The organism is Ruegeria sp. (assembly GCF_965199275.1).
Classification (GTDB): domain Bacteria; phylum Pseudomonadota; class Alphaproteobacteria; order Rhodobacterales; family Rhodobacteraceae; genus Ruegeria.
Genome location: NZ_CBDAQX010000035.1, coordinates 148,801 through 173,491 on the forward strand (window position 1 = coordinate 148,801; position 24,691 = coordinate 173,491).

At 59.8% G+C, this 24,691-nt stretch carries 21 protein-coding genes; 6 read left to right on the forward strand and 15 right to left on the reverse strand.

Annotated elements, in window-relative coordinates:
- Positions 1 to 2: 2 nt before the first annotated feature.
- Complete coding sequence (locus ACOERD_RS29345; protein ID WP_419737624.1) at positions 3 to 1,745, reverse strand: IS1634 family transposase; 1,743 nt, start codon at positions 1,743 to 1,745, stop codon at positions 3 to 5.
- Positions 1,746 to 1,933: 188 nt separating this feature from the next.
- Between ACOERD_RS29345 and ACOERD_RS29350 the strand changes: the two genes are divergently transcribed.
- Positions 1,934 to 2,911: a hypothetical protein gene (locus tag ACOERD_RS29350; RefSeq protein ID WP_419741337.1), complete on the forward strand. Its 978-nt coding sequence runs from the start codon at positions 1,934 to 1,936 to the stop codon at positions 2,909 to 2,911.
- A gap of 311 nt (positions 2,912 to 3,222) precedes the next feature.
- On the opposite strand, the gene ACOERD_RS29355 is transcribed toward ACOERD_RS29350, so the two are convergent.
- Entirely contained in the window at positions 3,223 to 3,843 is a 621-nt protein-coding gene (locus ACOERD_RS29355) for a hypothetical protein (protein WP_419741338.1), read from the reverse strand.
- Between ACOERD_RS29355 and ACOERD_RS29360 the strand changes: the two genes are divergently transcribed.
- Positions 3,836 to 5,578, forward strand: coding sequence for an IS1634 family transposase (locus tag ACOERD_RS29360; RefSeq protein WP_419737624.1), 1,743 nt, complete (start codon positions 3,836 to 3,838; stop codon positions 5,576 to 5,578). The genes ACOERD_RS29355 and ACOERD_RS29360 overlap by 8 nt on opposite strands.
- Before the next feature lie 6 nt (positions 5,579 to 5,584).
- Here the strand turns inward: ACOERD_RS29360 and ACOERD_RS29365 are convergent, their stop codons facing one another.
- The gene (locus ACOERD_RS29365; RefSeq protein WP_419741339.1) at positions 5,585 to 5,860 is read right to left on the reverse strand and encodes a hypothetical protein; all 276 of its coding nucleotides are present in this window, start codon (positions 5,858 to 5,860) and stop codon (positions 5,585 to 5,587) included.
- Between ACOERD_RS29365 and ACOERD_RS29370 the strand changes: the two genes are divergently transcribed.
- Positions 5,853 to 7,595 (forward strand): IS1634 family transposase, encoded by a 1,743-nt coding sequence (locus tag ACOERD_RS29370; RefSeq protein ID WP_419737624.1) that lies wholly within the window; start codon positions 5,853 to 5,855, stop codon positions 7,593 to 7,595. The two genes, ACOERD_RS29365 and ACOERD_RS29370, sit on opposite strands and share 8 nt — an antisense overlap.
- 276 nt (positions 7,596 to 7,871) lie before the next feature.
- On the opposite strand, the gene ACOERD_RS29375 is transcribed toward ACOERD_RS29370, so the two are convergent.
- The 5 genes from ACOERD_RS29375 to ftsW all read right to left on the reverse strand — a co-directional run bounded on the left by ACOERD_RS29375 (position 7,872) and on the right by ftsW (position 12,559).
- Complete coding sequence (locus ACOERD_RS29375; protein WP_419737712.1) at positions 7,872 to 8,168, reverse strand: hypothetical protein; 297 nt, start codon at positions 8,166 to 8,168, stop codon at positions 7,872 to 7,874.
- Complete coding sequence (locus ACOERD_RS29380; RefSeq protein ID WP_419737711.1) at positions 8,165 to 8,521, reverse strand: hypothetical protein; 357 nt, start codon at positions 8,519 to 8,521, stop codon at positions 8,165 to 8,167. Before ACOERD_RS29380 ends, ACOERD_RS29375 begins: the two co-directional genes overlap by 4 nt.
- 371 nt (positions 8,522 to 8,892) lie before the next feature.
- On the reverse strand, positions 8,893 to 10,302 hold the full coding sequence (gene murC, locus ACOERD_RS29385; protein WP_419741340.1) for a UDP-N-acetylmuramate--L-alanine ligase: 1,410 nt from the start codon (positions 10,300 to 10,302) through the stop codon (positions 8,893 to 8,895).
- Complete coding sequence (locus ACOERD_RS29390; RefSeq protein ID WP_419741341.1) at positions 10,299 to 11,396, reverse strand: UDP-N-acetylglucosamine--N-acetylmuramyl-(pentapeptide) pyrophosphoryl-undecaprenol N-acetylglucosamine transferase; 1,098 nt, start codon at positions 11,394 to 11,396, stop codon at positions 10,299 to 10,301. The genes murC and ACOERD_RS29390 overlap by 4 nt, the downstream gene beginning before the upstream one ends.
- Positions 11,396 to 12,559 (reverse strand): putative lipid II flippase FtsW, encoded by a 1,164-nt coding sequence (gene ftsW, locus ACOERD_RS29395; protein WP_170374992.1) that lies wholly within the window; start codon positions 12,557 to 12,559, stop codon positions 11,396 to 11,398. The genes ACOERD_RS29390 and ftsW overlap by 1 nt, the downstream gene beginning before the upstream one ends.
- Positions 12,560 to 12,727: 168 nt before the next feature.
- Between ftsW and ACOERD_RS29400 the strand changes: the two genes are divergently transcribed.
- Positions 12,728 to 13,909 (forward strand): ISNCY family transposase, encoded by a 1,182-nt coding sequence (locus tag ACOERD_RS29400; protein WP_419737631.1) that lies wholly within the window; start codon positions 12,728 to 12,730, stop codon positions 13,907 to 13,909.
- Between the two features lie 183 nt (positions 13,910 to 14,092).
- Here ACOERD_RS29400 and ACOERD_RS29405 read toward each other — a convergent pair whose 3' ends face one another.
- Positions 14,093 to 15,166 carry a Hint domain-containing protein gene (locus ACOERD_RS29405; protein WP_419741342.1) on the reverse strand — a complete coding sequence of 358 codons (1,074 nt, stop codon included), beginning with the start codon at positions 15,164 to 15,166 and terminating at the stop codon, positions 14,093 to 14,095.
- Between the two features lie 163 nt (positions 15,167 to 15,329).
- Positions 15,330 to 17,072: an IS1634 family transposase gene (locus ACOERD_RS29410; RefSeq protein ID WP_419737624.1), complete on the reverse strand. Its 1,743-nt coding sequence runs from the start codon at positions 17,070 to 17,072 to the stop codon at positions 15,330 to 15,332.
- Between ACOERD_RS29410 and ACOERD_RS29415 the strand changes: the two genes are divergently transcribed.
- Both ACOERD_RS29415 and ACOERD_RS29420 read left to right on the forward strand, forming a co-directional pair.
- Complete coding sequence (locus ACOERD_RS29415; RefSeq protein ID WP_419741343.1) at positions 17,065 to 17,259, forward strand: hypothetical protein; 195 nt, start codon at positions 17,065 to 17,067, stop codon at positions 17,257 to 17,259. The two genes, ACOERD_RS29410 and ACOERD_RS29415, sit on opposite strands and share 8 nt — an antisense overlap.
- 166 nt (positions 17,260 to 17,425) lie before the next feature.
- Entirely contained in the window at positions 17,426 to 18,604 is a 1,179-nt protein-coding gene (locus ACOERD_RS29420; protein WP_419741344.1) for an NAD(P)/FAD-dependent oxidoreductase, read from the forward strand.
- A 50-nt stretch (positions 18,605 to 18,654) separates the two neighbouring features.
- On the opposite strand, the gene ACOERD_RS29425 is transcribed toward ACOERD_RS29420, so the two are convergent.
- The 5 genes from ACOERD_RS29425 to ACOERD_RS29445 form a co-directional block, all read right to left on the reverse strand.
- A complete protein-coding gene (locus tag ACOERD_RS29425) occupies positions 18,655 to 19,035 on the reverse strand; it encodes a glycine zipper family protein (protein WP_170719031.1) in 381 nt (126 codons plus the stop codon).
- A gap of 99 nt (positions 19,036 to 19,134) precedes the next feature.
- Positions 19,135 to 20,535, reverse strand: a complete 1,401-nt coding sequence (gene murD, locus ACOERD_RS29430; RefSeq protein ID WP_419741407.1) for a UDP-N-acetylmuramoyl-L-alanine--D-glutamate ligase — start codon at positions 20,533 to 20,535, stop codon at positions 19,135 to 19,137.
- A 146-nt stretch (positions 20,536 to 20,681) separates the two neighbouring features.
- Positions 20,682 to 21,764 carry a phospho-N-acetylmuramoyl-pentapeptide-transferase gene (gene mraY / locus ACOERD_RS29435; protein WP_419741345.1) on the reverse strand — a complete coding sequence of 361 codons (1,083 nt, stop codon included), beginning with the start codon at positions 21,762 to 21,764 and terminating at the stop codon, positions 20,682 to 20,684.
- Positions 21,765 to 21,799: 35 nt separating this feature from the next.
- On the reverse strand, positions 21,800 to 23,194 hold the full coding sequence (locus ACOERD_RS29440; protein WP_419741346.1) for a UDP-N-acetylmuramoyl-tripeptide--D-alanyl-D-alanine ligase: 1,395 nt from the start codon (positions 23,192 to 23,194) through the stop codon (positions 21,800 to 21,802).
- Positions 23,191 to 24,672: a UDP-N-acetylmuramoyl-L-alanyl-D-glutamate--2,6-diaminopimelate ligase gene (locus tag ACOERD_RS29445; protein ID WP_419741347.1), complete on the reverse strand. Its 1,482-nt coding sequence runs from the start codon at positions 24,670 to 24,672 to the stop codon at positions 23,191 to 23,193. Before ACOERD_RS29445 ends, ACOERD_RS29440 begins: the two co-directional genes overlap by 4 nt.
- Positions 24,673 to 24,691: the final 19 nt, after the last annotated feature.

The window sequence follows — 24,691 nt, forward strand, 5'->3', positions numbered from 1 at the left end:
GCTCAGGCTTTGGTCTGGCCAGTTTTTCGGGTGCGCCCGGGGGGTATCTTGAAAGGGGCTTCGTTCCAGGTCAGGCCGACGCAGGTGAGGATGCGTCTGGCATCGACCGTGGCATGGCTTGGCATGCCGTAGCGGTCAGGGGTGCCTTTGTGGCGCAGGATCGAGAGCTGCAATGCGTTCAACTCGTTGCGGATACGAGCCGGGCTCATCGGGTGTCCGAGCAGGTCCAGATGCTTGCGCAGGTGCTGCAGGCAGCAGAAGGCCATGTAGCAGATGGCGATATGGGCCCGGACCCGACGCGGCGACCAGTGATAGATGGGCCGGATTTTCAGATCGTGCTTGTTGGTGCGGAAGCAGGCTTCGATCTCCCACAACTGGTGATAGCGGGCAATGACGTCCTGTGCCTCCAGTTCGTCCGCACCATGAACAACAATGGCATGCAGCCCGTCCCATTGTGCCGCTGCCTTGATCTTTGCATCATCCAGCGTGACGTCCCCGCTGTCGGGGAAGGCCAGGAAGCGGCCATATCCCCGGCTGCTGAAGCTGCCGGGTTTGCGAGAGCGCTTGAGCTTCTTGTGCAGCTTTTCGATTGCCTTGTCGCGCTTGTGGGCATCATTGCGTGCCCGGGTGGGTGACCAGGTCACAATGACCCGCGCTCCCTCCTGGTCGATCACCTTGTACCAGCCCTTCTCGGTTGCCTCTTCAGAACCGTGTCCAGCCCAAGGCTGGCGTCCCTCCGGGCTCAAAATGTTCGCCTTCACGGCGGCCGGGGCGGACTTCATGCGATAGCCGAGGATGTAGGGCAGACCCTTGTTCTGCAACATCTGCTGGTTGTCCTTGCTGAGCATGGCGGCATCGGCCACGAACGTGACCCTGGCCACGTCGAAGCGTCCCTCCAACGCCTTCAGCGCAGCTTCCAGCGTATGACCTTCCCAGGTGTTTCCCGGGAAGAGTTCATAGCCCACAGGCAGCCCATCGGAGGTGACGATCAGCGCCAGCATGACCTGAGCGCGGTGATGCTTGCCATCCTTGCTGAAGCCCTTGGCCAGAAGATGATCCTGCTCGACCCCGTCCGCATCCTCGGCCGGGTCCTCGCGCTCGGTGTCAAAGGCCAGGGTCGTGCAATCGTAGAACAGCACGGTCACTGGCCCGCCCAGCAACTTCTCTGCCGCCGCGTGAGAGGTTTTGCAAATCCCGTCTATCACCGGCGTATTGATGTAATCCATGCTCCGATAGACCACGTCCAGATTGAGCGTGATGCCTGCCTGGTTCTCCAACGCCTCCACGGTCGCGCGCTTGCTCTCGGGCTGTGCGATCCGCGCCATAACCAGCTCTTTCACAATGCGATTGGCACTTTTACGCGCCGCCCCCAGAAGGGCCCCCCAACCCAGTTGGTCATACATCGTCCCCATGACATCCCGCAGACCCAGAGAGACCCGCGCCTCCTCACGGCACTCGGCAAGATCAACGCCAAGCTTGTCCGGCCGCGGAGCGCGGCGCACCAGCGCCTGCAGATCGGCATATTCCGTGGGCGTGAACAGTTCCATTTGCGGCGAGCGATCAATGCGTAATTGCTCCATCAAGCGGCCCGCCAGACGCTTGATATCCTCAATCTCGCTGTCGTTATGGGCCACACCCACATGGCGCAGGATCTTCTGGCGTACCTTGGAGCCGGTGCGGACGGATTCAACGATCTGGATCCGTGTGCGGTTGAGCTTTGCGTCATGTTTGGTGCGGATGAACATGGGCGAAGAGGTTAGCCATCTGAAGGCCCATGTCAATACTTTTTATAATAATGGGGCACTACAACGCGCCTCTGAGCAACCACACCTGAAAACAAACCAAAAACCCAGTCAGATCAACAAAAAGGTCGGAAGTCAGGAAAAGGCGCAGCGTGGAAGAGCGGGCGCAGGACCTTCGCAGAAGCTGGAAGATGCGGGAAGCGGAGGCGAAGCGGCAGGGGTGTCATCCGTTCCAGCTCGGAGGGTTCGATCACTTCATGGAACGGCTCACCGGCTTCGCGCACGACTTGCCCCCGGACCTTGCGGCCCTGCCGGAACTGGCGGCGCGGTATCGCCGGGTGCGGCAGGACCTGGATGCGGTGATCGCGTTCGACATCAGGCGGCGGACCGTCCTCATGCGGGCCGCGACATGGCGCCCGGATACGCCGCTCGACCGAAGCCTTCTCACCGGCTACGGACGCTGGGCAAGGGCTGCCCCGAACGTGATCGAGAAGGGAACGCGCCTGATGGAAGATGCGTTGCTGGCACCGCAGGACCGCAAGACGCTGGGGAAGATGCTGGAGCGCATCACATCCGCGCTGGACGGTTGCGGTCTCGAGGCCTGGCGTCTCGGGCTATTGGAGCAGATCAACGACACGGCGGATGCGCGGGGGTGCCACAGGTATTTCGTGGAGGGCTATGACAGGGTCTTTGAAGGGCTGGGCGAATGGATGGTCGCGGGGCCGGGCGGCAACACGCTGGCACGCAACGAACGGGCGGTGCGTGACGACATGGGTGCTGCGGAGTTCGCGGTGCACGCCCTTGACAGCGACCTCACCAAAGCGCTGCAGCAGCGGCAGGAGGGCGGGGAGCGCTTCGTGTCGGAGATGCATCCCTACCACTGGTGGCAACGCGACACGCAGAAAAATCTCGAAAGCGTCCGGCGCATGTTGAACGACCGCGAGAGGTACGGCCCCCATCTCGACAGGGTTCCGGGGCTGGAGGAACGTTTGCGCCAAACGGCGGCCTCGGTCTCGGAGATCATCAAGCGCGATGCACCTGTCAGGACGCAGGTCGAGGCCGAACATGCCAGGACCGTAGAGCGGGACATCGCGCGGCGGGCGCGTGAACGGTCCCTGCGCAGAGGGCGCGGCCCGTCGCGCTCCATGGGGCTCGACTTCGGGATGTAGGTCCTTGCGGCCCGCACACCCGGTTGCAACCCGGCGCGACCCCGGTATCCCCCGGTATCCTTGCCGCAGGCCCGGTTCCGGCCCATGGGCCGTGCCCTGCCGCACGGGTGCCAGTGGGTCATTACGCGCCGACATGTCCGTGCAGGGCAAACACAGGGAGCCAGCGTCGCCTGAAATCAAATCGGCGCAAGCTATGCGACCCTATACCAGAAAGACCAAAAAAGGGGTGGCCGGATGTGTTCAGAATGGGTGGGCGGATGTCATCAGATTCCGCAACGACCGCCCCGGCCCGCGCGGATCACCAGCCCGCATCACATCCGCTGTTTCGGGCCATGCACTTTTACCTCGACCGATTTCGCGCCGTGCCACTCCTTCACAGCCCTTGCCAGAAGGGCTTGCGCCCGGTCCGGCCCGAAGAGCTTCTCAAAGGCGAGGAAAAGCGCGTCGTACCGGCCCTCGGCAATCAGTTCCGTTACCTTCGCATCGCGCAGGAATGCAATCTGGTTGCCAAGTCTTTCCATCCAGTCGGGAGACAGGTCGAGCATGTCCATCAGGGCCTCGATCCGGGCGGACATGGCCCGCTGGTCTTGCGCACTCAGCACCAGGGGCTGCGGACGCGCGCCGAAGATCGACAGGTCCGCAGTGAGCGCGCGCTCCACGAGATAGGGCGAGGTTTTCATCCCGGCTCTGGACGCCCGCCGTTTCGCCTCTTCCCAATCGCTGTCGGTGCAGGAAATGTAGAAAGTCCTTTTCTCTGCCCGCTTGTTTCCTGACTTCCGACCTTTTTCCTGACTTCCGACCTTTTTGTTGATCTGACTGGGTTTTTGGTTTGTTTTCAGGTGTGGTTGCTCAGAGGCGCGTTGTAGTGCCCCATTATTATAAAAAGTATTGACATGGGCCTTCAGATGGCTAACCTCTTCGCCCATGTTCATCCGCACCAAACATGACGCAAAGCTCAACCGCACACGGATCCAGATCGTTGAATCCGTCCGCACCGGCTCCAAGGTACGCCAGAAGATCCTGCGCCATGTGGGTGTGGCCCATAACGACAGCGAGATTGAGGATATCAAGCGTCTGGCGGGCCGCTTGATGGAGCAATTACGCATTGATCGCTCGCCGCAAATGGAACTGTTCACGCCCACGGAATATGCCGATCTGCAGGCGCTGGTGCGCCGCGCTCCGCGGCCGGACAAGCTTGGCGTTGATCTTGCCGAGTGCCGTGAGGAGGCGCGGGTCTCTCTGGGTCTGCGGGATGTCATGGGGACGATGTATGACCAACTGGGTTGGGGGGCCCTTCTGGGGGCGGCGCGTAAAAGTGCCAATCGCATTGTGAAAGAGCTGGTTATGGCGCGGATCGCACAGCCCGAGAGCAAGCGCGCGACCGTGGAGGCGTTGGAGAACCAGGCAGGCATCACGCTCAATCTGGACGTGGTCTATCGGAGCATGGATTACATCAATACGCCGGTGATAGACGGGATTTGCAAAACCTCTCACGCGGCGGCAGAGAAGTTGCTGGGCGGGCCAGTGACCGTGCTGTTCTACGATTGCACGACCCTAGCCTTTGACACCGAGCGCGAGGACCCGGCCGAGGATGCGGACGGGGTCGAGCAGGATCATCTTCTGGCCAAGGGCTTCAGCAAGGATGGCAAGCATCACCGCGCTCAGGTCATGCTGGCGCTGATCGTCACCTCCGATGGGCTGCCTGTGGGCTATGAACTCTTCCCGGGAAACACCTGGGAAGGTCATACGCTGGAAGCTGCGCTGAAGGCGTTGGAGGGACGCTTCGACGTGGCCAGGGTCACGTTCGTGGCCGATGCCGCCATGCTCAGCAAGGACAACCAGCAGATGTTGCAGAACAAGGGTCTGCCCTACATCCTCGGCTATCGCATGAAGTCCGCCCCGGCCGCCGTGAAGGCGAACATTTTGAGCCCGGAGGGACGCCAGCCTTGGGCTGGACACGGTTCTGAAGAGGCAACCGAGAAGGGCTGGTACAAGGTGATCGACCAGGAGGGAGCGCGGGTCATTGTGACCTGGTCACCCACCCGGGCACGCAATGATGCCCACAAGCGCGACAAGGCAATCGAAAAGCTGCACAAGAAGCTCAAGCGCTCTCGCAAACCCGGCAGCTTCAGCAGCCGGGGATATGGCCGCTTCCTGGCCTTCCCCGACAGCGGGGACGTCACGCTGGATGATGCAAAGATCAAGGCAGCGGCACAATGGGACGGGCTGCATGCCATTGTTGTTCATGGTGCGGACGAACTGGAGGCACAGGACGTCATTGCCCGCTATCACCAGTTGTGGGAGATCGAAGCCTGCTTCCGCACCAACAAGCACGATCTGAAAATCCGGCCCATCTATCACTGGTCGCCGCGTCGGGTCCGGGCCCATATCGCCATCTGCTACATGGCCTTCTGCTGCCTGCAGCACCTGCGCAAGCATCTGGACCTGCTCGGACACCCGATGAGCCCGGCTCGTATCCGCAACGAGTTGAACGCATTGCAGCTCTCGATCCTGCGCCACAAAGGCACCCCTGACCGCTACGGCATGCCAAGCCATGCCACGGTCGATGCCAGACGCATCCTCACCTGCGTCGGCCTGACCTGGAACGAAGCCCCTTTCAAGATACCCCCCGGGCGCACCCGAAAAACTGGCCAGACCAAAGCCTGAGCTCCCTCAACACTCCGAAACAATCGCTGGCGAAAAAAGTCCGTGTAGTGCCTTTTGGCAACCAAGGCATAATAATATCAATGACTTATACGAAAAAATGTCGGAAGTCAGGAGTCCTTTTCTCTGCCCGCTTGTTTCCTGACTTCCGACCTTTTTGTTGATCTGACTGGGTTTTTGGTTTGTTTTCAGGTGTGGTTGCTCAGAGGCGCGTTGTAGTGCCCCATTATTATAAAAAGTATTGACATGGGCCTTCAGATGGCTAACCTCTTCGCCCATGTTCATCCGCACCAAACATGACGCAAAGCTCAACCGCACACGGATCCAGATCGTTGAATCCGTCCGCACCGGCTCCAAGGTACGCCAGAAGATCCTGCGCCATGTGGGTGTGGCCCATAACGACAGCGAGATTGAGGATATCAAGCGTCTGGCGGGCCGCTTGATGGAGCAATTACGCATTGATCGCTCGCCGCAAATGGAACTGTTCACGCCCACGGAATATGCCGATCTGCAGGCGCTGGTGCGCCGCGCTCCGCGGCCGGACAAGCTTGGCGTTGATCTTGCCGAGTGCCGTGAGGAGGCGCGGGTCTCTCTGGGTCTGCGGGATGTCATGGGGACGATGTATGACCAACTGGGTTGGGGGGCCCTTCTGGGGGCGGCGCGTAAAAGTGCCAATCGCATTGTGAAAGAGCTGGTTATGGCGCGGATCGCACAGCCCGAGAGCAAGCGCGCGACCGTGGAGGCGTTGGAGAACCAGGCAGGCATCACGCTCAATCTGGACGTGGTCTATCGGAGCATGGATTACATCAATACGCCGGTGATAGACGGGATTTGCAAAACCTCTCACGCGGCGGCAGAGAAGTTGCTGGGCGGGCCAGTGACCGTGCTGTTCTACGATTGCACGACCCTGGCCTTTGACACCGAGCGCGAGGACCCGGCCGAGGATGCGGACGGGGTCGAGCAGGATCATCTTCTGGCCAAGGGCTTCAGCAAGGATGGCAAGCATCACCGCGCTCAGGTCATGCTGGCGCTGATCGTCACCTCCGATGGGCTGCCTGTGGGCTATGAACTCTTCCCGGGAAACACCTGGGAAGGTCATACGCTGGAAGCTGCGCTGAAGGCGTTGGAGGGACGCTTCGACGTGGCCAGGGTCACGTTCGTGGCCGATGCCGCCATGCTCAGCAAGGACAACCAGCAGATGTTGCAGAACAAGGGTCTGCCCTACATCCTCGGCTATCGCATGAAGTCCGCCCCGGCCGCCGTGAAGGCGAACATTTTGAGCCCGGAGGGACGCCAGCCTTGGGCTGGACACGGTTCTGAAGAGGCAACCGAGAAGGGCTGGTACAAGGTGATCGACCAGGAGGGAGCGCGGGTCATTGTGACCTGGTCACCCACCCGGGCACGCAATGATGCCCACAAGCGCGACAAGGCAATCGAAAAGCTGCACAAGAAGCTCAAGCGCTCTCGCAAACCCGGCAGCTTCAGCAGCCGGGGATATGGCCGCTTCCTGGCCTTCCCCGACAGCGGGGACGTCACGCTGGATGATGCAAAGATCAAGGCAGCGGCACAATGGGACGGGCTGCATGCCATTGTTGTTCATGGTGCGGACGAACTGGAGGCACAGGACGTCATTGCCCGCTATCACCAGTTGTGGGAGATCGAAGCCTGCTTCCGCACCAACAAGCACGATCTGAAAATCCGGCCCATCTATCACTGGTCGCCGCGTCGGGTCCGGGCCCATATCGCCATCTGCTACATGGCCTTCTGCTGCCTGCAGCACCTGCGCAAGCATCTGGACCTGCTCGGACACCCGATGAGCCCGGCTCGTATCCGCAACGAGTTGAACGCATTGCAGCTCTCGATCCTGCGCCACAAAGGCACCCCTGACCGCTACGGCATGCCAAGCCATGCCACGGTCGATGCCAGACGCATCCTCACCTGCGTCGGCCTGACCTGGAACGAAGCCCCTTTCAAGATACCCCCCGGGCGCACCCGAAAAACTGGCCAGACCAAAGCCTGAGCTCCCTCAACACTCCGAAACAATCGCTGGCGAAAAAAGTCCGTGTAGTGCCTTTTGGCAACCAAGGCATAATAATATCAATGACTTATACGAAAAAATGTCGGAAGTCAGGACGAGATAGGGCGAGGTTTTCATCCCGGCTCTGGACGCCCGCCGTTTCGCCTCTTCCCAATCGCTGTCGGTGCAGGAAATGTAGAAAGTCCTTTTCTCTGCCCGCTTGTTTCCTGCCCGTGTCATTCTGCCTGCGTCATTCCTGCGCCTCTTTCGCTGTTACGCTCATTCTTCGCCTTGCATGACATAGAGAAGCGTGACCTCATCGACCATGGAAGGCCCCCCATCATCCCTGCCGTCCAGCAGATTGCGAAAACACAGTTCCAGCGCATCGATCCTGCGCACCAGATCGCGCTGCTCCTTGGGGGTGAGGACAAGCGCGCTTGCGGATGGCGGGGCGCTGTCATGCAGGGCGCAGGTCATCACGAATTCCGAAACACTCTTGCCAACCGACGCCGCCCGCATCCTGATCCGATCCCAGTCGCCGGGGGTCTTGCAATAAACCGGTCGTCCCCTCTTCATCCCGAAGCGCCTTCCCCTGAACCGCCCGCAGGGGTCGGGACAGGTCGGGTCGGGTCCGTGCGCTGCTGCATCGCGACCCGTCGCAGGGCTGCTGTCCAGCCCTCCTCTTCCCCGCGCTCCGCCAATCGTACCCGTTCCACTTCGCACAGTGTCAGCAGGGCGGTCTCGATCCGCTCAAGCCGCGCCGACAGCGTGGTGAGCGAAGGGCCGTCGGAGACTTCGGCAGACAAGGCGCGCCGGACCACATAGCCGCTTGCCGAGAGCCGCGCGGCTTTGGCCCGCGCCCGGACAATGTCCCACTCGCTGTCGGTGGCGTTGATCACCCGTTGCTTTCTGACTGACCTGTCTGACATCGCACGATCCCGGTATGTGCAAGCAAGATACACTATGTGTATAGCACCTTTAAGAGCAGCGACATTACACAAAAACCACTATGCTTTACATAGTACCTATATGCAATCGTAAGCCCCGAACAGCGCAAAACAGTAACATGACAGACACAAACATGCATAGTTAATGTTCCGAAAATGCAACTTCTGGCCCCAAAGCACGCCCCAAAATCATATATGCAATGCACATAAATCTGTCTTGCGGTGATCTGTAACAAACTGTATTAACGTCGCTAATGAGAGGTATCAAACAAACTATGCAAGGTGAGCAGGCCAAAATTGTGGTGAAATGGTGGGTTCACACCGATAGGTTGTGCAGCAAATAAGATCAGCCGTCAAACAGCCTGTTTTCGTTGCAACCGCTCCGGCAACCCGTTCGCCCATGCACTGATCGTCCCGGCGCCTAGACACACGACCATGTCACCGGGGCGGGCTTGTCCGCGGACCAGACGCTCCAGATCGTTTTCGTCCAACAAGGCCCGCGCATGGCGGTGGCCGTGACGGAGGAGGCCCTGCACCAGATCATCGCGCGAGGCGCCCTCGATCGGGTCTTCTCCGGCGGCGAAGATATCGGCGATGGCGACCACGTCAGCGTCGTTGAAGCAGGTGCAGAAGTCATCGAACAGGTTGGACAGGCGCGAATAGCGGTGCGGCTGGTGAACGGCGATCACGCGGCCCTCGGTCGCTTGGCGGGCCGCTTTCAGAACGGCGGCGATTTCGACCGGGTGGTGGCCGTAGTCGTCGATGATGGTGACACCGTCGATCTCTCCGACCTTGGTGAAGCGGCGGTTGACGCCACCAAAATTGGCCAGAGCCTCGCGGATTTCGGATGCTTTCATGCCCAGATGACGCGCCACGGCCACAGCCGACAAAGCGTTCGAGACGTTGTGGTCGCCGGGCATTGGCAAGGTGCAGCCCTCGATCACCGTGTCTTCGTATTGCAGGTGAATGTCGAAATGCGCGACGCCGCCTTTGTAGGTCAGGTTCTCGGCCCGCACGTCGGCCTGCGCGTTGAAACCATAAGTGCGCACGCGGCGGTCGGTAATGCGCCCGACCAGAGCCTGAACCTCGGCATGATCCGTGCAGCAGACCGCCAGACCGTAGAAGGGCAGGTTCGAAACGAACTCATAGAACCCATCGCGCAACCTGTCGAAATCTCCCCAATGCTCCATATGCTCGGGGTCGATATTGGTGACGATGGCGATGGTTGCGGGCAGACGGTTGAACGAGCCGTCGGATTCGTCGGCCTCGACCACCATCCATTCGCCCTGCCCCATCCGCGCGTTCGAGCCATAGGCGTGGATGATACCGCCATTGATGACGGTGGGGTCGAAATCGCCCGCGACCATCAGTTCGGCCATCATCGTGGTCGTGGTGGTTTTGCCATGCGTCCCGGCGATGGCGATGTTCGAGCGTAGTCGCATCAGTTCCGCCAGCATGTCAGCGCGACGGACGACCGGCAGGCCCTGCGCGCGCGCTTCGTCCAGTTCCGGGTTGCCCGGCTTGATCGCGGTCGAGGTGACGACCACGGCGGCGTTCTGCAGGTTCTCGGCCTTCTGCCCTACAAAGATCTCGGCCCCCAGAGACGCCAGCCGGTCCGTGATTTTCGAGGCCTTCAGATCCGACCCCTGCACCCGGTAGCCAAGGTTCAGCAACACCTCGGCGATCCCCGACATCCCGATCCCTCCGATCCCAACGAAATGGATCGGTCCTACGTCCTGCGGCAGTTTGGTTGCGGGGTTCATGTGGTCTCCTTCTGCGCCAGTTGCTCGACAAGTGCGACCAGACGCTCGGTGGCGTCGGGGGCTCCGGTCGAGAGGGCGGCATGGGCCATTTTCTGTGCGGCTTCGGGGTTGGTCAAAACCGTGGTCATTTGCTCGGTCAATGAGGGAACGTCAAGCGCCTTTTCGGGGATCATGATCGCCCCACCCGCCTGCACCAGCCCTCGGGCATTGGCGGTTTGGTGATCGCCTGCGGCGGCGGCGAAAGGGATCAGGATCGACGGGCGACCGATGACCGAGATATCGGCCACGCTCGATGCGCCCGAACGGCTGATGACAAGCTGTGCATCCGACATGCGGCGCGGAACGTCGTCAAAGAACGGTTGCACATCGGCGCGAATACCGTGATCGGCGTAGAAGGCCGTGACACGCTCACCATCCTCATCGCGGGCCTGATGCGAGACGCGGATGAAGCCGCGCAGAAATTCGGGCAAAGCGGCAATTGCCTCGGGCACCACGTCGCTGAGGATACACGCACCCTGACTGCCGCCCATCACCAGAACCGACATCGGATATTCGCCGGGTGGGATATAGGGCGCACCGGCCCGCTCCAGCACCGAAGCCCGGACCGGGTTACCGGTGTGAATGCCGCTGGACCCTTCGGGCAGATCGGTCGGCCAAACACCGCAAGCCACTTGGGCCACGCGAGTGGCGAAAAGCTGGTTCACACGCCCCAAAACGCCGTTCTGTTCATGGATCATGCGCGGCAGTTTCAGCAGCGTTGCCGCGCCCAGCGCCGGGATCGACGGATAGCCGCCAAAGCCCACAACCACGTCCGGACGGTCGCGCAACATCTGCATCGCCATGCTGGTCACACCGCCTACAATCTTAGGCCCCACCAGCGCTTTTGCGGCCAGACCGCCGCGTGCGAACGTGGCCGAGGACGCCTCAACAATCTCGGTCGTGTGCGGGAAGCCCCCAGTATAGCGAGCGCCCCGCGGATCGGTCGACAGACGCACGCGCCAGCCTTTTTGCAGCATCGCTTCGGCCAGAGCCTGCGCCGGGAACATGTGGCCCCCGGTGCCGCCAGCCGCAATCAACAGGTAAGGTTTGCCCATCAGCCTCGTCCGCGCAGAATATCACCAAGCTCACCCTGTGGGCGCGAGCGGGTGAAGGCCAGCAACATGCCGACCGCAATACCGCCCGCGATCAGGGATGAGCCGCCATAGCTGACAAAGGGCAGCGTCATGCCCTTTGCAGGCAACAGGCGCACGGCCACACCCATATTGATCATCGCCTGAACGCCAAACATGCAGGCCAACCCGGTGCCAGCCAGACGGATGAACATATCCCGCTCACGCATCAGGCGCATCAGCGAGCGCACAACGATAATCGAATAAAGGGCGATGATGATCAGCACCAGGATCAGCCCATATTCCTCGGCCGCCACAGCGATGATGAAATCCGTATGCGCATCAGGCAGAGACCATTTGACCTGCCCCTCCCCCACTCCGACACCAAACAAACCGCCCTCGCGGATGGCATTGGTGGCATAGCCGAGCTGAGTGGTCGGATCGACCTCTTGGTTCAGAAACCCGTCAATGCGGCGGGCAAAGTGGTCCGAGTTGGAATATGCAAACATTCCGCCCAGAACGACCACTCCGGCCATGCCAACCAGCAAAAGCATCGGCGCTCCGGCAACGAAATACATCACGCCCCAGCCGAACAGGATCAGGCAGGCTTGCCCGAAATCAGGCTGCATCACCAGCATGCCGACAATCGCCATACACAGCGCAAAGGACCACAACCGCCCCGGAGGGCCATTGATCTCTTGCGAGGCCGCCAGCAGCCACGCCGCAACGACCACAAATCCGGGCTTGAGAAACTCGGACGGTTGCAATGAGGCGAAGCCCAGCGAGTACCAGCGCACAGCCCCTTTTCCGAAATCCGTCCCGAAGACCGGCAGGAACGCCAGCGCCACGAAGGCCCCAAGGAAGCCCAGCACCGCTAGACGGCGCACCAGTGTCGGCGACATCATCGAGGTCAGCAGCATCGCGATCAGCGCCAATCCGCCGAAAAGAGCCTGCCGTTCGACATAGTGGAAGGGATCAAACCCGTTACGCCCGGCCAGAGGCGGCGACGAGGCCAACCCCAGCAACAATCCGATGACAAACAGAATCAGCACGCAGGACATCGTCCAGCGATCAATCGTCCGCCACCACTTCGGTAGAATCGGTTCCCCGCGCTGGTCCTGGACCGCGCCATACACCATCTCAGTCATGAGATACCGCCACTTACTGCCTCACTCGCGTCCCGTTTTCGGGATCTGTTTGAGAGTCTACAGTGAAATTGGCGTTTGGGCTAGGGAAATTGTCGCTAACACGCGATATGTCCGGTGTATGTAACATGCGATCTGTCCGGTTCTATTCTGTCTCTGAGAGGAGGCGTTATGAACCGAGCAGAAGTGTTACAGGAAGTTCGACTGATGAAGTTTGAAGATGTGTATTCGCGGCGAAGCGCGAACAAGCTGACGCAAGAACAGGCGGCTGAGATACTGGGTGTATCCGTGCGCACCGTCAGGCGTTGGGAGGATCGATTTGAGGCGGATGGTGCAGAAGGTCTGTACGACCGTCGGCTTGGCAAACTGGCCAACAATCGTGTTGCCACGGATAAGGTCATGGAGATGCTTGAACTGTTTGATACCAAGTACTGGGATTACACGCCGAAGCATTTCCACGAGAAGCTGGTGGCCCACCATGGTTTCACACAGAGCTACAACTGGGTGCGGCTTACACTGCAGCGCCACGGCCGGGTTCAGGCAGCACCCCGACGAGGTGCCCATCGGCGCAAGCGGCCCCGCCGTCCGATGGTTGGCATGATGTTGCATCAGGACGGCTCCAGCCATGAATGGGTTCCGGGTCAGTGGTGGGATCTGATCGTCACCATGGACGATGCCACCAACCGGGTTTATTCGGCATTCTTTGTCGAGGAAGAAGGGACGATGAGCAGTTTTCAGGGGCTGACAGAGGTGATCGAGGCGCAAGGTCTGTTTTGCTCGCTCTATGCCGATCGGGGCTCTCATTACTGGCATACGCCCGAAGCGGGCGGCAAAGTGGACAAGGACAATCTGACCCAGGTCGGGCGCGCCTTGCAGCAACTCGGCATTGAGCTGATCCCGGCCTATTCACCGCAGGCCCGTGGACGGTCTGAACGCATGTTTGGCACGTTCCAGAACCGATTGCCGCAGGAACTGCGGTCCCATGGGATCACAACCATTGAAGAGGCCAATCAGTTCCTGAAAGAGGTCTATCTTCCCGAACACAATGCCCTGTTTGCAAAGGAGCCGGAGGATACGACCTCGGCCTTCGTGCCGTTTACAGGCAATGTGCGCGACACCCTGTGTGTGCAGGAAGACCGCGTCGTCGGCAACGACAATACGGTGCGCTACAAGGGCCTGGTCATGCAGATCGCGGCAGACAGGCACCGTCATCATTTCGTCAAGGCGAAGGTCAGGGTCCACGAATACCCCGATGGTCAACTGGTCATCTTCCACGGCCCGAGATGCATTGGCCGCTACCAGCCTGACGGATCACCCATCACACAGGAGGATAGCAAACACAAAGTCGCGTGACCCGCTTCGACGTGGCGCGAACGCGGTGGCCCAAATCTACGGTCGCCTACGGCTCCCTCCGAATTGGGCCACCGCGCAATCAACTGAAGCGGACAATTGGCATGTTACCTACACCGGACAATTCAGAATGTTCTCGACAGGGAAATGAGCCGTGCAAACGAAAAACCGCGCCTTAACGAGATGTCATCCGCCCCTGCTAGCCTGAGCCTTTCTTTGAACCACTGACTTACCGTTTTTCACGTGACGCTGCACCAGATTGCGCATTTGGCGCCCACGTCTAGGGACCAGACGTGCGGGTTCTGGTTGGTGGCTACTGACAAAGAGTTGCGGGAAAATTTGCCTTAATTCTTCGACCCCATCCTTCCCGATCGCCCTAAGTGCTTCGGGACCGGTGAACAGGCTTTCCGTCGGCGCGCCCTCGGCAAAGATGACCTCATGGCGGTCGAGCAGAAGATGGATATACGTAACCGTCGCGCCTCCCGTCTGAACTGAAACACCGGGCAGATCGAGCAGTTTGCAAGCCGGAACAAAGACCTCATCTTTGGCAAACATGCGCTCAGCAATGGCTGACCTGACCAGCATGCGGTGTTGTGGCGAGACACACAGATCACGCGCAGGAACGCCCTGTCCCAAAGCACCCTGCGCGATATGGATTGGCCTTAGCTTGGGTTTCAGCGTCAGATCTATTTTGTCGAGGTCCTGCGTGCCGATCCAACGGATCGGTTGAGCACCGTTATCCTGAGTGAGAACCAAATCACCTGGGTTCAGATCGTCAATCAATCGTGGGCCATCAGGTGTTTCGATCAAAGTGCCCGAAACGAAACACGGCACAACCGTATCAACATCAATATCGGGGCCGTTATCGATAACCCCGTTGACCGTCAGAGGTGTGTTCAGCGGTGGAACAGAGCCATCAAGAAACCCAATGAAGAAACCGGATTCCGCATTGATGACGTTCGAGTTTCCTTTGCCGTCGATGTCATAGTCGAAAATACCGATCTGGTACGTATTGGTGCCGTCAGTGACTTCGATGGTAAAGTCCCAGAAGATCACATTGCCGTTGAAGGTCTGCGTTGGATCGTTTGGAAACTCGTTGTTCTGGTCATCACCATCGATGATTGTAGCGTCGGCCCCATCCTCGATGGTGATCTGGCTGTAGGCCGAAATCTCGAAGACAACGCCTGTCGGATCGAAGGTAACGTCATTTGCAGACAGATCAGTATCGGTTCGGAACGCGCCGAAAACATTGGTCGGCATGGTTTGGATACACTCCGTAATACGGGAAACAACTCAGAACTTGGCATTTTTCCTGACTTCCGACATTTTTTCGTATAAGTCATTGATATTATTATGCCTTGGTTGCCAAAAGGCACTACACGGACTTTTTTCGCCAGCGATTGTTTCGGAGTGTTGAGGGAGCTCAGGCTTTGGTCTGGCCAGTTTTTCGGGTGCGCCCGGGGGGTATCTTGAAAGGGGCTTCGTTCCAGGTCAGGCCGACGCAGGTGAGGATGCGTCTGGCATCGACCGTGGCATGGCTTGGCATGCCGTAGCGGTCAGGGGTGCCTTTGTGGCGCAGGATCGAGAGCTGCAATGCGTTCAACTCGTTGCGGATACGAGCCGGGCTCATCGGGTGTCCGAGCAGGTCCAGATGCTTGCGCAGGTGCTGCAGGCAGCAGAAGGCCATGTAGCAGATGGCGATATGGGCCCGGACCCGACGCGGCGACCAGTGATAGATGGGCCGGATTTTCAGATCGTGCTTGTTGGTGCGGAAGCAGGCTTCGATCTCCCACAACTGGTGATAGCGGGCAATGACGTCCTGTGCCTCCAGTTCGTCCGCACCATGAACAACAATGGCATGCAGCCCGTCCCATTGTGCCGCTGCCTTGATCTTTGCATCATCCAGCGTGACGTCCCCGCTGTCGGGGAAGGCCAGGAAGCGGCCATATCCCCGGCTGCTGAAGCTGCCGGGTTTGCGAGAGCGCTTGAGCTTCTTGTGCAGCTTTTCGATTGCCTTGTCGCGCTTGTGGGCATCATTGCGTGCCCGGGTGGGTGACCAGGTCACAATGACCCGCGCTCCCTCCTGGTCGATCACCTTGTACCAGCCCTTCTCGGTTGCCTCTTCAGAACCGTGTCCAGCCCAAGGCTGGCGTCCCTCCGGGCTCAAAATGTTCGCCTTCACGGCGGCCGGGGCGGACTTCATGCGATAGCCGAGGATGTAGGGCAGACCCTTGTTCTGCAACATCTGCTGGTTGTCCTTGCTGAGCATGGCGGCATCGGCCACGAACGTGACCCTGGCCACGTCGAAGCGTCCCTCCAACGCCTTCAGCGCAGCTTCCAGCGTATGACCTTCCCAGGTGTTTCCCGGGAAGAGTTCATAGCCCACAGGCAGCCCATCGGAGGTGACGATCAGCGCCAGCATGACCTGAGCGCGGTGATGCTTGCCATCCTTGCTGAAGCCCTTGGCCAGAAGATGATCCTGCTCGACCCCGTCCGCATCCTCGGCCGGGTCCTCGCGCTCGGTGTCAAAGGCCAGGGTCGTGCAATCGTAGAACAGCACGGTCACTGGCCCGCCCAGCAACTTCTCTGCCGCCGCGTGAGAGGTTTTGCAAATCCCGTCTATCACCGGCGTATTGATGTAATCCATGCTCCGATAGACCACGTCCAGATTGAGCGTGATGCCTGCCTGGTTCTCCAACGCCTCCACGGTCGCGCGCTTGCTCTCGGGCTGTGCGATCCGCGCCATAACCAGCTCTTTCACAATGCGATTGGCACTTTTACGCGCCGCCCCCAGAAGGGCCCCCCAACCCAGTTGGTCATACATCGTCCCCATGACATCCCGCAGACCCAGAGAGACCCGCGCCTCCTCACGGCACTCGGCAAGATCAACGCCAAGCTTGTCCGGCCGCGGAGCGCGGCGCACCAGCGCCTGCAGATCGGCATATTCCGTGGGCGTGAACAGTTCCATTTGCGGCGAGCGATCAATGCGTAATTGCTCCATCAAGCGGCCCGCCAGACGCTTGATATCCTCAATCTCGCTGTCGTTATGGGCCACACCCACATGGCGCAGGATCTTCTGGCGTACCTTGGAGCCGGTGCGGACGGATTCAACGATCTGGATCCGTGTGCGGTTGAGCTTTGCGTCATGTTTGGTGCGGATGAACATGGGCGAAGAGGTTAGCCATCTGAAGGCCCATGTCAATACTTTTTATAATAATGGGGCACTACAACGCGCCTCTGAGCAACCACACCTGAAAACAAACCAAAAACCCAGTCAGATCAACAAAAAGGTCGGAAGTCAGGAGAACTTGGCATTTTTCTACCGTCACATAGGCCAATGTAACAGATGGTAGACCTCACACTGACTCAAAATACACGAATCTGTTGCTGTTCAGGCGCTCTCGGCTGCGGAAACTGTACCTTTCGCCTGATAGAAGCTGGCCTTTGTACACGCTCTATTTTTGCGCAGGTGTCTTACCAGCGCTTGCCATCCCGGCTAATCCGCGCCATTCGCTGCGCATGACTTACAATACGATCATCCTTGGTGCCGGAGCAGCCGGTATGATGTGCGCCGCGCATTGCGGCGGGCGCATGTTGGTGATCGACCACGCGAAAGCGCCCGGCGAGAAGATCCGTATCTCGGGCGGCGGGCGCTGCAACTTTACGAATATGTATGCGGAGCCTGCCAATTTCCTGTCGCAAAACCCGCATTTCTGCAAATCCGCCTTGGCGCGGTATACGCAATGGGATTTCATCGATCTGGTCGGGCGTCACAGCATCGCATGGCATGAGAAAACGCTGGGGCAGTTGTTTTGTGACGACACCTCGAAGCAGATCGTGCAGATGCTGCTGGATGAGATGACCCGCGCCGGGGCTGACCTGTGGCTGCGGACCGAGGTCAAAACGCTGCGCAAGACCGAAACCGGGTTCGTGCTGGAGGTCGACCGCGAAGGTGCCCGGCGAAGCCTAACCTGCCGCAACCTAGTGCTGGCCACTGGCGGCAAGTCGATCCCCAAAATGGGTGCGACCGGTCTGGCCTATGATATCGCACATCAATTCAATCTGCGCGTCACCGATACCCGCGCTGCGCTGTTTCCGTTCACCTTCTCGGACGGGAGGTTCAAGGACCTGTCTGGCGTTTCTCTGCCCGCACGTCTGTCCAACGACCGCACCAGTTTTGACGAGGCGTTGCTGTTCACCCATCGTGGCCTCAGCGGACCATCGGTGCTGCAACTGTCCTCATATTGGCATGAGGGAGAAGCGATCCGCGTCAATCTGATCCCGGACCTGCCCTTGTTCGATCTTTTGCGCGATCAGCGACAAGCCGGAGGGCGTAAGGCGCTGACCACTGAACTCGCGCGACACTTGCCATCGCGGTTGGTGGATCACCTCTCCCAGCAAATCCCGATGAAAGGCAACCTTGCCGATCAGTCGGACGCGGCGCTGAACGATCTGATCTCGGCATTGTCAGAATGGCAGCTGACCCCCTCAGGGACCGAAGGATACCGCACCGCCGAAGTCACTCTGGGCGGGATCGACACAGATGAACTGTCGTCAAAAACGATGGAGGCCAGGGATGTCCCCGGCCTCTATGCGATTGGTGAAGCTGTAGATGTCACCGGTTGGCTTGGCGGCTATAACTTCCAGTGGGCGTGGTCCTCGGGCTACGCCGCCGGAAAGGCCATTTCCGCGCGCTAGCCTACACCATTGAATGCGCGGCCTCAGCCGACACGATCAATTGCGCGGCCTTAGCCGACAACGTTATAACCGCGTCCGCGCATGCAGTTGCGCACGATGACTTCCTTGTTCTGGTTCTTCGCGATCACGTCGGCTCCGGCCCCGATCAGAGCACCCGCCGCCGCAGCGCGACCCAGGTTGTCACTGCTGTCCTGAATGATCGCCGTAGTCGCCGCAGCACCCGCCGCACCGATCGCCGCGTTGCCAGCCGTCGATCCATCGACCGCCGCCTGAGACGCCGCCAGTTGCTGACATTGCAGCAGGTCCGACTGGTAATTGGGGCCAACCGGGCCATCAATAACGGGCACGTAGTTTGCGCCTGTATTCGTGCAAGCCCCAGCCAGCAGCAGAGCCGGGACGATCAGAAGGGATTTCGGGTTAGGCATATCCATGACCTCTTTTTGAATTTCCGAGCAGAAAAGCAAATTCTTAAACGGCTTCAAGCCGATACCCGCAAACTGTCGCTCAATCGGCAAGGAATTGCAAACAGGCTAGGCATTAAGGTGTTTTTGAACCTGCGCCGTGAAGTCATCCCCGCGTTGCTCAAAATTGTCATATTGATCAAAACTGGCGGCTGCAGGGGCCAGCAAAACGGTCTCTCCTGCCGCGCTGTCGGCTATGGCCTGCTCAACGGCAGCGGCCATTGTGGTGCAGACCTCCGCCTCGACCTTTAGCTGCATGGCAAAACCCGCCGCCTCGCGCCCAATCACATAGGCCTTGATCACCTGATCCGAGGAACCGTTCAGGGCGTCGATACCGCCTTCTTTCTCCAACCCGCCGCAAATCCAGCGGATCTTCTTGAACGCACTCAGAGCTTTCACCGCACTGTCCACATTCGTCGCCTTGGAGTCATTCACGAAAGTCACCCCACCCGCTTCGGCGATGATCTGACTGCGATGCGGCAGGCCCGGATAACTGTGCAAAGCATCCTCGATCACGCGCGGCGCCAGACCCAGAGACCGGCAAGCGGCATAGGCGGCACAGGCGTTCTGGTGATTATGCGAGCCCGGCAACCCCTTGATACCGCGCAGATCAATCGAGCCGGTCTGCCGCCCTTTGCGATACTCCGAAAGGAAGCCTTTGCGGGCAAAGACCTGCCATCCCGGACCGGTCAGTTTGCGCTCAACCGAGATGCGGATCACCCGGTCATCCGCCGGACCCTCGGCCAATTGCCCCGCCAGGAATGCACCTTCGGCCTCATCAATACCAATCACGGCACGGTCTGGCCCGCCCTCGGCAAAGAGGCGTCTCTTGGCGGCGAAATAGCCACCCATTCCACCGTGTCGATCCAGATGGTCCGGCGACAGGTTGGTGAATACCGCTACATCAGGCGTCAATGCGCGGGCCAGCTCGGTCTGATAGCTCGAAAGTTCCAGCACAACGACCGATCCATCGCCGCCGGGGTCTATATCCAACACGCCACGCCCGATATTGCCCGCCAGCTGCGCCTCACGCCCCGCCTCGGACAGGATGTGATGAATCAGGGCCGCCGTGGTCGATTTGCCGTTCGATCCTGTCACCGCGATCACACGCGGCGGCGTGTCGTAGCCGTTCCACTCCGGCCCCGCAAAGGATCGAAAGAACAGGCCGATATCGTTGTCCACCGGCACGCCAGCCTCCAATGCGGCGGCGACAACCGGGTTCGGTTGAGGGTAAAGATGCGGAATACCGGGTGAGACGATCAGCGTGGCGATCTCATCAAACGCCCCATGGCGGCGCAGGTCGAGGCATTGAAACCCCTCCCCTTCAGCAGTTTCGCGCGCGGCCGGATTGTCGTCCCAACAGATCGCCTCTGCCCCACCGGCACGCAACGCGCGTGCCGTCGCCAAACCCGACCGACCAAGGCCCAAAACGGCGACCTTCTGCCCTGAGAAACCTTTGACCGGGATCATGCCGCCCCCTTCTTTCAACTTGAATGCGCGCCACACTGCACCGAAGGAAATCCCGATGGCAAGGGCGCTTTCAGGCTCGCGCGTCAGCGCGAGCCGGGCCCAACAGGTGGCAAGGGACCGCAGGTCCTCCGAACCTGGCGGGAGCGTTACCGAACTTTCAGCGTTGCCAGACCGATCATCGCGAGGATCAGCGAGATGATCCAGAACCGGATCACGATGGTGGGTTCTGCCCAGCCCTTTTTCTCATAGTGGTGATGGATCGGAGCCATCAGGAACACCCGCTTGCCGGTGCGTTTGAAGTAGAGCACCTGAATGATCACACTCAGCGCCTCGACCACAAACAGGCCGCCAACCACCGCCAGCACCAACTCGTGCTTGGTCGCCACGGCGATCGCGCCTAACGCGCCGCCCAGAGCCAACGATCCGGTATCGCCCATGAACACAGCCGCAGGCGGTGCGTTATACCACAGGAACCCAAGGCCGCCGCCGAACAGGGCCGAGGTGAAGATCAGAATCTCACCCGTTCCGGGTACGTAGTGCACATCCAGATACTCGGTAAAGTCGACGCGACCCACCGCATAAGCGATGATACCCAGCGTCGTGGCCGCAATCATCGCGGGCATGATTGCCAAACCGTCAAGCCCATCGGTCAGGTTCACGGCATTGGCAGAGCCCACAATCACGATAACGGCAAACGGGATGTAGAGGATCCCTAGATTGACAAGCGTATCCTTGAAAATCGGCACGGCCAGTTGGTTCTGCAAAGCCTCCGGATGATGCAAAGACGCCCAGAAGGCGGCCAACACGGCGATGATGATTCCCAGTACCAGGCGCATTTTGCCGGACACGCCTTTGGTGTTCTGCTTGGAGGCCTTGGCAAAGTCATCGGCGAACCCGATCGCCGCGTAAGCCAGCGTAACGAACAGCACCATCCAGACGTAAGGATTGTCCCAGCGCGCCCAAAGCAGCGTCGACGTCACCAGCGCGCCTACGATCAGCAAGCCACCCATGGTAGGCGTTCCGGCTTTGGAGAAATGCCCCTCGGGACCGTCATCACGGATCGGTTGGCCTTTGCCCTGCCTGCGGCGCAGTACGTTTATCAGAGGTTTGCCAAACAGAAACCCAAAGATCAGCGCCGTCAAAAAGGCCCCACCCGCGCGGAACGTGATATAGCGGAAGAGGTTCCAGAAATCCCCTCCGTCCGACAGGGCGGTCAACCAATACAGCATTACAGTACCTTTCTCACACGAGGCGCACGGGCGCGCTACCCGTCAAGCGCGCCCCCTTGCCCCATTTTCCGCAGACCGTCAACAATCCGGGCCAAAGTCATGCTGAGCGAGCCTTTCGCCAGCACGGTATCGCCGCTTTCGATCAATTCCGGCAGGTGTTCAGCCATCTCGGCGCTGGTTTCGAACCACAGGCCCTTTTTGGTATCCGGCAAAGCCTCGTGCAGCGCTTTCATCAACGGGCCTATACAGTGAACCTGATCGACCTTCGCCATCGCGCTCACGTCGGACATGCCAGCATGCATTGCGACCTTTTGAGGGCCCAGTTCCTTCATGTCGCCCAAAAAGGCGATACGGCGCGTTCCGTTCGAGGCGGCCAACACATCCAACGCAGCCTCCATCGAGGTCGGGTTCGCATTGTAGCTATCATCCAAAAGTTCGATCTTTCCGCCACTCGCCAACGACAGAGTTTCCCGAACACCACGCCCCTTGACCGGGGACCAACGGCGCAAACCGTCTATTGCCTGATCCAAGTCGACACCCATCTCAACACAAGCGGCCAACGCGCCCAGCGCATTCATCGCAAAATGAGTGCCTGCCGATTGGACGTCGAAGTTAAACAGGGTGTCACCAACCTCAGCCCGTGCGTGAACGGAGTCTGGTCCAGTCGTCACGTTTGTCAGGTTGTAATCTGCAGCCTGCCGACCGAACTCAACGATTCCAGCGCTAAGGCCTTGTGCTGTCTGGCGCAAGATACCCGCATGTTCGATATCAGCGTTCACGATGGCTGCGCCACCGGGTTCCAACCCTTCAAAGATCGCCGCTTTCTCATGCGCGATGCCGGCAACGGACTCGAACGCTTCGAGGTGCACGGCCGCCACCGTAGTCACCAAACCCACATGCGGGCGCGCCTGACGTGTCAGTGGGGCAATCTCGCCAGGATGGTTCATCCCGATCTCAATCACCGCAAATTCAGCGTCTTGCGGCATCCTTGCCAATGTCAGAGGTACACCCCAGTGATTGTTATAGCTGGCGACACTGGCATGGGTTTTTCCCTGCGTTTCCAGAATGGTGGCCAGCATTTCCTTGGTTGAGGTCTTGCCAACACTCCCTGTCACGCCCACCACACGCGCCTCGGTCCGGGCACGAGCGGCCTGTCCGAGTGCTTCCAGCCCGGATTGCACATCGTCCACAATAAGCAAAGGCGCATCTTCGGACACCCCTTCAGGGACATAAGACACCAAGGCGGCGCCAGCGCCCTTCTCCAGCGCCTGAGCTACAAAATCATGCCCATCCCGCGCGGCCTTCAACGCGACAAACAGGTCTCCCGGTTGCAAAGTCCGCGTATCAATCGACACGCCATTCACAGTCCAATCACTGGTGGCGCGCCCTCCTGTCGCGGCGGCGGCCTCTGCCGCAGTCCAGAGTGTCATGCTACCCTCCCGTCTAGGGCAGCCACGGAAATGCTCGCTTGTTCCACATCATCAAAAGGTAGCACCTGATCACCTACGATCTGACCTGTTTCATGGCCTTTGCCTGCAATCAGCAGCGCATCGCCGGGTTGCAAAGCGTCAATACCCCGCAGAATAGCCTCGGCGCGATCACCTACTTCGGTCGCCTCTGGCGCACCGTCCATCACGGCGGCGCGGATAGAGGCCGGGTCTTCGCTGCGCGGGTTGTCGTCAGTGACAAAGACGATATCGGCGTGGTTGGCGGCGGCCTTTCCCATCAGCGGGCGCTTGGTTGCGTCGCGATCTCCGCCTGCGCCAACGATCGCGATCAGACGTCCCATCACATGCGGGCGCAACGCTTTCAAAGCCGTAGCGACCGCATCCGGCGTATGGGCGTAGTCCACAAACACCGCCGCGCCATTGTCGCGGGTTGCGGCCAGTTGCATGCGACCTCGAACCGTTGTCAGATGCGGTAGGGTTTCAAAAACCCGCTCAGGATCGTCGCCTGCTGCGATGACCAGCCCACAGGCCAGTAGGATGTTTTCGGCCTGGAACCCTCCGATCAGGTTCAAGCGCGTCTGGAAGGTCTTGCCCTGCCACGAGAACCGCAAATCCTGCCCGGTCGAGTCAAACCGCTGGTTCATCAGACACAGGTCGGCCTCGCCCAGCCCGACGGTCAGCACAGACTGCCCCCGCGCTTCAGCAATCTTGCGCACCTGCGCACCCTTCGGGTCGCTCAGGTTGATGACTGCGGTGCCGTCTTGCGGCAGAACCCGGTCGAACAAGCCCATTTTGGCCGCGAAATAGGCATCGAACGTCTCGTGATAATCCAGATGATCCTGCGTGAAGTTCGAAAAGCCTGCCGCGGCCAGATGCACTCCGTCAAGACGGCGCTGTTCCAGCCCATGCGAGGAGGCCTCCATCGCCGCGTGGGTCACTCCATTCTCGGCGGCCTCAGACAGGCAGCGATGCAAGGTGATTGGTTCGGGCGTGGTGTGAGCCAGCGGCGCGGTCCATGCGCCTTCGACCCCCGTGGTGCCAAGGTTGACGGCGGCGTGACCAAGCTCGGACCAGATCTGGCGGACGAATGTGGCGACCGAGGTTTTGCCATTGGTTCCGGTGACCGCAACAATCGTCTGCGGTTGCGCACCGAACCAAAGTGCAGCGGACCCGGCCAACGCTTGGCGCGGGTCTTCAACCACAACCAAGGCAGCATCGGATGCGGCCAGTTCGGCCTCGGCGATCTGCGCGCCTTCAGCGTCGGTCAGAATAGCAGCAGCGCCCATGCGCAGAGCGAATTGGATAAACTCACCCCCGTGGACACGCGTACCGGGAAGCGCTGCAAACAGGAAACCGTCTTTGACCTCGCGGCTATCGACGGCCAGCCCGGTGATGTCGGGATTCGCGCCTCCGCGCGCTGTCAGGGCCAGTTGGCTGAGTTTCTTTGTTCTTGCGCCCATGACCCACCTGTTCTCTGGC